Below are 7,898 nucleotides of genomic sequence, written 5' to 3'. Positions count from 1 at the left end.
CGGTCGCACGTCCAGCGTGCGATGTTCCAGAGTTTCGAGGCGGCAAACCCGAGCGAGTCCAAGTCACCCTTGACCTGTTGCTGGTTCCGTATGGACGCAACGTAGCTGCGAGTGACCTGAATCGCCATGCATAGGCTATGTAGACAAACCTACTTAATGATACAGATTTACGCTGAATATCCGGCCTGCCATCGGCGGTGGACTCTGGAGGAGTTGTCGGATTCACTCCCGCCGTAAACGGCGGGATTCTCTCCTAACAGACAGATAGGCGACACCGACGACGAGTCCGAGCAGTCCCAGGCTGGTGAACTCGAACATAGAGAACGGATGGTCGAGCAGGCGTGCAGAGAGAGTGCTCGCGAGCAGGTTCGTCGAACTGCCGACGATCGTCAGCGTTCCGCCGAGCATCGCGGTGTACGAGAGCGGAATCAACAGTTTAGAGGGAGAAACGTGGTTCGTATCCGCGAGGTCGTTCACCATCGGGATGAACACGGCGACGACGGGGGTGTTGTTGACGATACCAGCCATCGTCCCCGTGAGTGCGAGTACCGTCCCGAGCAATCGCTGTTTGCTCCCGCGGGCGATTCGAGAGACCGTCGCCCCGAGTCGTCGAACGACGCCCGTTCGGCGGACACCCTCGCTCAGCATGTACATCGCAGCGACGGTGACCGTGGCAGGGTTGGAAAAACCGACGAACGCGTCCTCGACCCCGATACCAGTCCACGATTCGAGAATCACGAGTGCGACGAGAATAGAGAGGGCGGTAATGTCGGGAGAGACGTACTCCGTGGCGAACAGCACCAACCCGACGAGGATAAGGCCGAACACGACGAGCAGTTCGGACGAGAGTGGTACTGCTATCGACGGAGAACGCTCGTGGAACTATTTCATTCAATCGATGGTCCGACGTGAGAGTACGGTCGGCGGCGACGATAGAAATCCACTCGCCACGGACGAGAGGCCGGATTCGGTCAGTTCTCGTCTTCCCCGAAGTGCTCGTAGGCCCACCCAGCAGTCGCAGAAAGCCGCTTCATGTATGCGATGAGATAGAGCAACAGCACCTCGTGCCACGAGAGCGACGCCGCGCCGGTCACGCGCTTGTAGAATCGGGTCGGATGGGGTGGAAGATAGTTGCGTGGGTTCAAGACGCTCGGTTTCTCGACGCGCTCTGGGTGATATCGCTGCATCTGTGCCCGACCACGGCCCAGGCGGAAGTGCTTTTTGAGGAGCGAGGGGAGCGAGGAACGAGCGGGGTGATACATCGTGATGGCGGGTTGAAAATGCTGGCCGAATCCCGCGTCGTACACGCGGTTGCCGAACTCCTGGTCCTCGCCCGAGAAGAGTCGTTCGTCGAAATCGCCGACTTCGTCGAACACCTCGCTTCGGACGACGAGACATCCGGTGCCGGAGAACTGCTGTTCTTCGATGTACTTCCGTATCGGGAAGCCGAAAATCTGGTTGTACGTTGCGGTGAGCGTGTCCTCGCCGTCCTCGATGTAGATTTCGACGTCACATCCCATGTAATCCCAATCGTTGGACTCCATGGAGGCGACGGCATCTTCGAGCCACGTGTTCTCGACGGTCATGTCGGCGTCGATGAACGCCATAAGCGACCCGTTCGCCTGGTCGATTGCTTCGTTTCGCGCGGCCGCAGGCCCCTGTACTTCGTCCTCGACCAGCATGGTCACGAGGTCGGGGTACCGGTCACAGTACTTTCGAATGACGTCTCTGGTGTTGTCGGTCGAACCGTTATCGACGACGAGCACTTCGTACGACTCGTGTGGATACATCTGGTTCGTGACTGCGTCGAGAGTCATCCGGATTCCCCTGGGGTCGTTGTAGACAGGGATGATTACAGAGACAAACGACCGCTCGGAAGCCATATCGTCACACTGTTCTAGCACGCTTATATCCCCTTCGGTTCCCCAGACTTACGTTGTCTGTCATTATCGCCGCTCTCGCAGTCGATGCCTTCTGTCCCGATGTAGTCACCATAGTTTCACGTAGTCTGAAATTTTCGCTCGATGGCTGGCTTTAGGACTGTGTTCCGGAGAGACTCCGTCCGCTGTGACGCGTTCTCGCCGGATTCGAGTCGATCGTGCGTTGTTTTACAGTAGAATTATCAATAAAAATTGTGGTACGTTCGTGATCAACGAACCACCGTCGCTCGCTCTTCGACCATCCCCTCGACTGACACACCGGCGTCGATACGTGCCTCGGGACCGACGAGCGTTCCGGGTGCGAAACTCGCGTTACCCGCGACGTGAACCCGGTCTGCGAGCAGCGTCCCGAGTTGCTGGTCTTCGTAGATGGTCCCGTTCACGCGCACGTCGGCAGGCCCGCCCGGAATCGTGGTTCCGGCGCCGAGCGAGACGCTCTGACCCGTCACACAATCGACGAGCGTAGCGTTCGCGCCGACGGTCGTGTCGCTGTCGAGCACCGACTGCTGGACGACAGCGTTCGCGCCGACTGTCGTGTTCTGTCCGAGCGAGACGTACGGACCGACGACCGCGCCAGGCTGAACGTCGCAGTCGTCCCCGACGACGACCGGCGGTCGGAGTACCGCCGAATCGTGGACGCGGGCGGAGTCTGCGACCCAGCGTCGGTCGCCGCGCTGGAGTTCGGCGATTCGACCGCGAACGAGCAGTTCGCGGGCCACGTCGAGTACGTCCCACGGGAAGGTCGCATCCACCCAGAGACCGTCCGTGACGACGCCCCGAACCACCACGTCCGAATCGATGAGACGTGTGAGCGTGTCGGTCAGCGCCAACTCCCCCGCCATGCTCGGCGTCGTCTCGATGGCGTCGAAGATTCGCTGGTCGAAGGCGTAGACGCCCGCGTTGAGCATACGATACTCGTTCGACGTCGGTTTTTCCACGATTTTCTCCACGCGGTCGCCGTCCATCACCACCGCACCGTACTCCGCCACGTCTGTACGATCGATGACCGCGAGGGTCGCCGCCGGGTAGTCGCGCTCGAACGCCTCGCGCACGTCGGCGACCATCTGCGTATCGATTATCTGGTCGCCGTTGACCACGAGGAAAGCGTCGTCCACGTCGTCGCGGGCCGTAAACAGGGCGTGTCCGCTGCCGAGTTGTTTCTCCTGTTCGACGTAGGAGATAGAAACCCCGCGGTAGGTCGAACCGAAGTGGTCACGCACGCGGTCACCTCGATAGCCGACGACGAGGTGAAGGTGGGTGATGCCCGCACCCACGAGTGCGTCGAGGACGTGTTCGAGCACCGGACGCGTCGTCGCGGGGAGCATCGGTTTCGGACGATTGCGGGTGAGCGGTCGGAGTCTCGTTCCCTCCCCGGCGGCCAACACGACAGCAGAACTGACGGTCATGGAGTCTCTGTCGACGACCTCCGATTTTAGCGTTCGGGATAGTCGAGAGAACAGGGCGTGCCTACTCCGGACATATCGAGTGTTGTCTGCGGCGTCGAACGGGCCGCTCGCGTTCGCGCGGTCGTTGAGACCGTCCTTGGAAGAAATCGATTTGTCTCGCCATCGAGGGTCGTTTCGACCGAATCGGAAACCGGTTTACCACCCGACACCCACGGATGGGATATGGACGTACTTTCCGCGGCACGACGGGTCATCGAGGAAGACCCGGTGTGCGATGCCTGTCTCGGTCGGCAGTTCGCCGACCGCAGTTTCGGGCTGACGAACGCCGAGCGAGGCCACGCACTCAGAGTCGCAGTTGCGCTCGAAGACGACGAGGATTTCGAGGAACCGGGCGAGGAGTGTTGGGTCTGCGAGAGTCTCACCGACGAGTTCGAGACGTACGCCGAACAGGTCACAGACGCCCTCTCGGGCATCCAGTTCGAGACGTACCAGGTCGGCACGCGTACACCGCCACTCGTCGAGGAGAACGAATCACTGTTGCGCGAGTTGGCCGACCTGCCCGATGACGCGGGCGAGCGATTCAAATCGGAGTACAACCGCGAGGTCGGCAAGCGCGTCGGGCGACTCACCGGCACCGAAGTCGATTTCGAACGTCCGGACGTGCTCGCACTCCTGAACCTCGAACGCGGCGACGTCGACGTGCAGATCAACCCCGCCTTCGTCTTCGGCCGCTACCGGAAACTGGAGCGTGACATCCCACAGACGGAGTGGCCTTGCCGTGAGTGTGGCGGGTCGGGGAAACAACTCGCCGAGGGCGGCGGCGAAGAAGCGTGTGACTACTGTGGCGGTAGTGGCTACCTCTACGACGAGAGCGTCGAACAGCTCACGACGCCGCCCGTCCTCGACGCGATGGACGGCGAGGAAGCCATCTTCCACGGCGCGGGCCGCGAGGACGTGGATGCCCTGATGCTCGGGACGGGACGACCGTTCGTCATCGAAGTGAAAAAGCCCAGACGGCGAACCCCCGACACCACCGCCCTCGAAGCGGAAATCAACGAGTTCGCGGCCGGAAAGGCCGAAGTCGATGGCCTTCGCCTCGCCACCCACGAGATGGTCGAACGGGTGAAAGAACACGACGCGAGCAAGACCTACCGAGCACAGGTCGAGTTCGGCGAACCCGTCGCGGAAGCGGCCCTCAGCGCCGCCATCGAGGAACTCGACGGCGCGACCATCGAGCAGTTCACGCCGAACCGCGTCGACCACCGACGGGCGAATCGCACTCGCGTCCGCCAGGTGTACGACATCGACGGCCACCTCGAAGACTCGACCCACGCCGAAATCGGAATTCACGGCGCGGGTGGCCTCTACATCAAGGAACTCGTCAGTGGCGACGAGGGACGAACCGAACCGAGTTTGGCGGGCTTGCTCGGCGTCATCGCCGACGTGACCGCACTGGACGTCGTCGCTGTGGAGGGTGAAGACGAGGCGTTCGACCTGCCTGAATATCTCCGGGAGTGAGTTTTCTCCCACGTTTCCCCGACGGTCGCTGGAACGGGCCGAGAGGGCGGAGTGAAGTTCGAGAGTCGGATTCCCGACAGGGAACGGACACCGGACGAGTCAACAGAGCTATGATGACTGACGGCTGGGACACATGTATGTCGTCTGAACGAACGTGTCCCGGCTGCGACGAGACGATGGACCAGATGAAACTCAGCGGAACCGACGCGATGGGAGACATCAAAATCGTCTCCGAGGGGCCGAAGGAGGGCTTTCTCAGTAGCATCCGAGCTGACGAGATACTCACGCCGGTTCCATACGTCTGTCCCGAGTGTCGGCGAACCGTCTTCTACGCGGAAGACTGAACGCCACGTCCCCGATTTTCCGTCCTGCGGCACACAGTCGAGGGGCGCTCGCTCCGTGACCGTTCGAGTGTCCCTTTCGCAGGTGAATCAGTAACGGCCTTGTGCCGGGGGCGTGTTCTGTCGAGCGTGTTCGGCGCAGACGAAGCGGGAAAGGGACCGGTGTTGGGGTCGATGTTCGCCGCCGCAGTCGCGGTGGACGACCCCGCGACGCTCCCGCAGGGAATCGACGACTCGAAGAACCTCACGCCGGAGCGCCGCGAAGAACTCACGGCGACGATTCGCGGAAACGACGCGGTTCGGGTCGGTGTCGCCGAAATCACGAGCGAGCGAATCGACCATCCGGAGACGGACATGAACAGCCTGACCGTCGCGGCCCACGCCGAAGCTATCTCGCAGGTCGCAACCGACGGAACAGCGGGCATCGTGGACGCGGGCGACACCAGCGAGTCCCGATTCGCCCGTCGAGTCACCGAAGGAGTCGAAGCTACGGTCGAGATTACGGCAGAACACGGCGCGGACGAGTCCCACGCCATCGTCGGCGCGGCGAGCATCGTCGCCAAGGTCGAACGAGACGCACATGTCGCCCGTCTCGCCGAGAAACACGGGTCGGTGGGCAGTGGTTACCCGAGCGATCCGAAGACCCGGCGGTTCCTCCGTGAGTACGTCGAAGTACACGGCGACGTGCCGGACTGTGCCCGCGCTTCGTGGCAAACGAGCAAGGACGTGCTGGCGGCCCGCGAACAATCCGCGCTCGACCAATTCTAGGCGTTCGACAAGTTGCGCTTCGTTTATTTCCCGACCAGCGCCGACACGGCGCGCTTCACGGGAGCCGATTTCGCCGGAGTCATCTGACCGACGAGGTTCGCCACGTCCCGAACGAACGGTTTCGGGTCGTCCAGCGAGAGGTAATCGAAGTTCCGCTCGGTGAGGAGTGACGCGAGCACTCGCGCCGTCGCCGCTGGAATCGACGGGCGTTCGACGTGGTCGTAGTCGTCCCGAAGGAGGCTGAGGAGGTAGACGAGTTCGCCGCGCAGCACGTGACTCCCGACGCCGGTTTCGTAGCCCGTGTCCGGTTCCGTGATTCCGCAGGCGAGTTGGTAGTAGCGATGAGGAAAGTCGACGCCAGCGTGGACGGCGAGCTGGAGCGACCCCCAGAATCGCGGGTTCACTTCGAGCAGTTTGAACTGCCCGTCGCGCGGGTCGCGTCGGAACTCCACCATCGCGGGCCCGTGCCAGTCGAGCGCCGACAGCAGTCGAATCCCTTGTTCGCGGAGTTCCGGAATCGACACCGACTCCCGGAAGACGCTTGCACCGCCCGAGTAGGTGTAGCTTCTGCGTCGACGGTGCTGGAAGGTGACGACCGGTTCGCCGTGGTCGTAGAGGGCGAAGAAACCGTACTCAGAGCCGTCGGGGAGACACTCCTGGACGATTGGTTCGTGGCCCATCTCCCGAGTGAGTCGGTCGGTGTCGGGTTCGCCGGAGACGAACCGGACGCCGGGGTACGCGGTTCGACCGTCTCGCACGAGCACGGTGTAGCGTGATTTGACGACCGTCTCGTCCTCCCAGTCGTCCCACGCCGAGAGCAGTCGCGTCTCCGGTGCCGGTATCCCCACTTCGTCCGCTCGCTCGAACAGTCGGTGGCGGTCGCGCGCCGACGACATCGTCTCGAAATCGGGCCACGGCGCGGCGACATGTTCCGCGAAGGAGTTGCGGTACTTCGAGAGGACGTAGCTTTCGGGTTCCCGGAGCGGGACGATGGTCTCTACGTCCGGTCGTTCCGCGAGCGCCAACAGGCCGTCTCGGTAGCCGGTGACGTCGTCCGTGGGGGCCGGAAGACGCGCGATTTCGGTGACGTACTTCGACGCGAACGCGGGAGGCGAATCCGATTCCGAGGCGGCGACGACGGAGATGTCGCGTCGGCCGAGCGACCGGGCACAGGCGAGGCTACTGCCGGCCGAGATGGCGGGAACGACGACGCTCATCCGTCCTCCAGCGTCGCGACGAGACTGTCCACGGCCACAGTTACCTCGCTGTAGACGCGTCGAAAGGTCGATTCGTCCGCGTCGTAGGGGTCTTCGATTTCGAAACCGTCACTCGCGTCGAACGACTTGAGGAAGTAGGCCTTGTCGAGTTGCTCCCCGTAGCCACCCTTCAGATGCCAGTAGTTCCACGCGTCCATGAGCAAGACGAGGTCGCTCTCACGGAGGAGGGTTTCGTCGACGCACTGTGACCGATGGTCGGTCAGGTCGACGCCGAACTCGCCGGCGACCGACACCGCCGTGTCCGGACTCGTCCGTCCTTCTTTCTCAATGAAGCCGGCCGACCGAACGGTCGCACAGTCGTAGTCCGTGTCCGCCAGTCGGGCGTTGAAATATCGTTCGGCGAGCGGACTGCGGCAGATATTTCCCAGACAGAGGAAGGTCACTGCCGGTTCCGGCGGAAGTCGACGAACCGCGGTCTGGGGGTCCCGCGGACGGGCACCCGGCCGGAGGCGAAGCCGCTCCATCTCCACGGAGAATCTCCGTCTACCCTGTCGGAGGTGGTGTAGCATCGTCCGCGATTCGACGCAGGCGCTGTTATAGGCACGACACCGTTGCGAGAGTAGACGATGCCTACGGGATGCGTAGGCGGGAAGTACTGGTCGACGTGAACCGGCCTGACGAGCGAACGGAGAGAGCGGTGAGAGAAGC

Annotated in this window: 8 protein-coding genes and 1 pseudogene; 3 read left to right on the top strand and 6 right to left on the bottom strand. The window is 62.4% G+C overall.

Features of this window, described 5'->3' with window-relative positions; genetic code table 11:
* From ACR3FF_RS10965 to glmU, 4 genes and pseudogenes are all read right to left on the bottom strand, one after another.
* Positions 1-128, bottom strand: a pseudogene (locus ACR3FF_RS10965) (RNA-guided endonuclease TnpB family protein); the annotation flags it as partial.
* Positions 129-222: 94 nt separating this feature from the next.
* Positions 223-828 carry an SLC13 family permease gene (locus ACR3FF_RS10960; RefSeq protein WP_458188049.1) on the bottom strand — a complete coding sequence of 202 codons (606 nt, stop codon included), beginning with the start codon at positions 826-828 and terminating at the stop codon, positions 223-225.
* A gap of 143 nt (positions 829-971) precedes the next feature.
* Complete coding sequence (locus ACR3FF_RS10955; protein WP_458188048.1) at positions 972-1,883, bottom strand: glycosyltransferase family 2 protein; 912 nt, start codon at positions 1,881-1,883, stop codon at positions 972-974.
* Between the two features lie 266 nt (positions 1,884-2,149).
* Positions 2,150-3,346, bottom strand: coding sequence for a bifunctional sugar-1-phosphate nucleotidylyltransferase/acetyltransferase (gene glmU / locus ACR3FF_RS10950; protein ID WP_458188047.1), 1,197 nt, complete (start codon positions 3,344-3,346; stop codon positions 2,150-2,152).
* A gap of 222 nt (positions 3,347-3,568) precedes the next feature.
* Here glmU and ACR3FF_RS10945 point away from each other — a divergent pair, with 222 nt between their 5' ends.
* The 3 genes from ACR3FF_RS10945 to rnhB all read left to right on the top strand — a co-directional run bounded on the left by ACR3FF_RS10945 (position 3,569) and on the right by rnhB (position 5,973).
* Positions 3,569-4,864, top strand: coding sequence for a tRNA pseudouridine(54/55) synthase Pus10 (locus tag ACR3FF_RS10945; protein WP_458188046.1), 1,296 nt, complete (start codon positions 3,569-3,571; stop codon positions 4,862-4,864).
* A 137-nt stretch (positions 4,865-5,001) separates the two neighbouring features.
* Positions 5,002-5,208, top strand: a complete 207-nt coding sequence (locus ACR3FF_RS10940; protein WP_458188045.1) for a hypothetical protein — start codon at positions 5,002-5,004, stop codon at positions 5,206-5,208.
* Between the two features lie 126 nt (positions 5,209-5,334).
* Complete coding sequence (rnhB, locus tag ACR3FF_RS10935; RefSeq protein WP_458188044.1) at positions 5,335-5,973, top strand: ribonuclease HII; 639 nt, start codon at positions 5,335-5,337, stop codon at positions 5,971-5,973.
* A 23-nt stretch (positions 5,974-5,996) separates the two neighbouring features.
* Here the strand turns inward: rnhB and ACR3FF_RS10930 are convergent, their stop codons facing one another.
* Together ACR3FF_RS10930 and ACR3FF_RS10925 are read right to left on the bottom strand one after the other, a co-directional pair.
* Positions 5,997-7,190 (bottom strand): carboxylate--amine ligase, encoded by a 1,194-nt coding sequence (locus ACR3FF_RS10930; RefSeq protein WP_458188043.1) that lies wholly within the window; start codon positions 7,188-7,190, stop codon positions 5,997-5,999.
* Positions 7,187-7,714, bottom strand: coding sequence for an arsenate reductase/protein-tyrosine-phosphatase family protein (locus tag ACR3FF_RS10925; protein ID WP_458188042.1), 528 nt, complete (start codon positions 7,712-7,714; stop codon positions 7,187-7,189). The genes ACR3FF_RS10930 and ACR3FF_RS10925 overlap by 4 nt, the downstream gene beginning before the upstream one ends.
* Between the last annotated feature and the right edge of the window lie 184 nt (positions 7,715-7,898).

It is taken from the genome of Haladaptatus ordinarius (genome assembly GCF_054177595.1).
This window is presented reverse-complemented; position numbering and strand designations above follow the sequence as displayed.

Coding starts and splice junctions, on each gene's coding strand:
- ACR3FF_RS10940 (WP_458188045.1), top strand. CDS start 5,002: ATGTCGTCTGAACGAACGTGTCCCGGCTGCGACGAGACGATGGACCAG.
- ACR3FF_RS10930 (WP_458188043.1), bottom strand. CDS start 7,190: ATGAGCGTCGTCGTTCCCGCCATCTCGGCCGGCAGTAGCCTCGCCTGT.
- ACR3FF_RS10955 (WP_458188048.1), bottom strand. CDS start 1,883: ATGGCTTCCGAGCGGTCGTTTGTCTCTGTAATCATCCCTGTCTACAAC.
- glmU (WP_458188047.1), bottom strand. CDS start 3,346: ATGACCGTCAGTTCTGCTGTCGTGTTGGCCGCCGGGGAGGGAACGAGA.
- ACR3FF_RS10945 (WP_458188046.1), top strand. CDS start 3,569: ATGGACGTACTTTCCGCGGCACGACGGGTCATCGAGGAAGACCCGGTG.
- ACR3FF_RS10925 (WP_458188042.1), bottom strand. CDS start 7,714: ATGGAGCGGCTTCGCCTCCGGCCGGGTGCCCGTCCGCGGGACCCCCAG.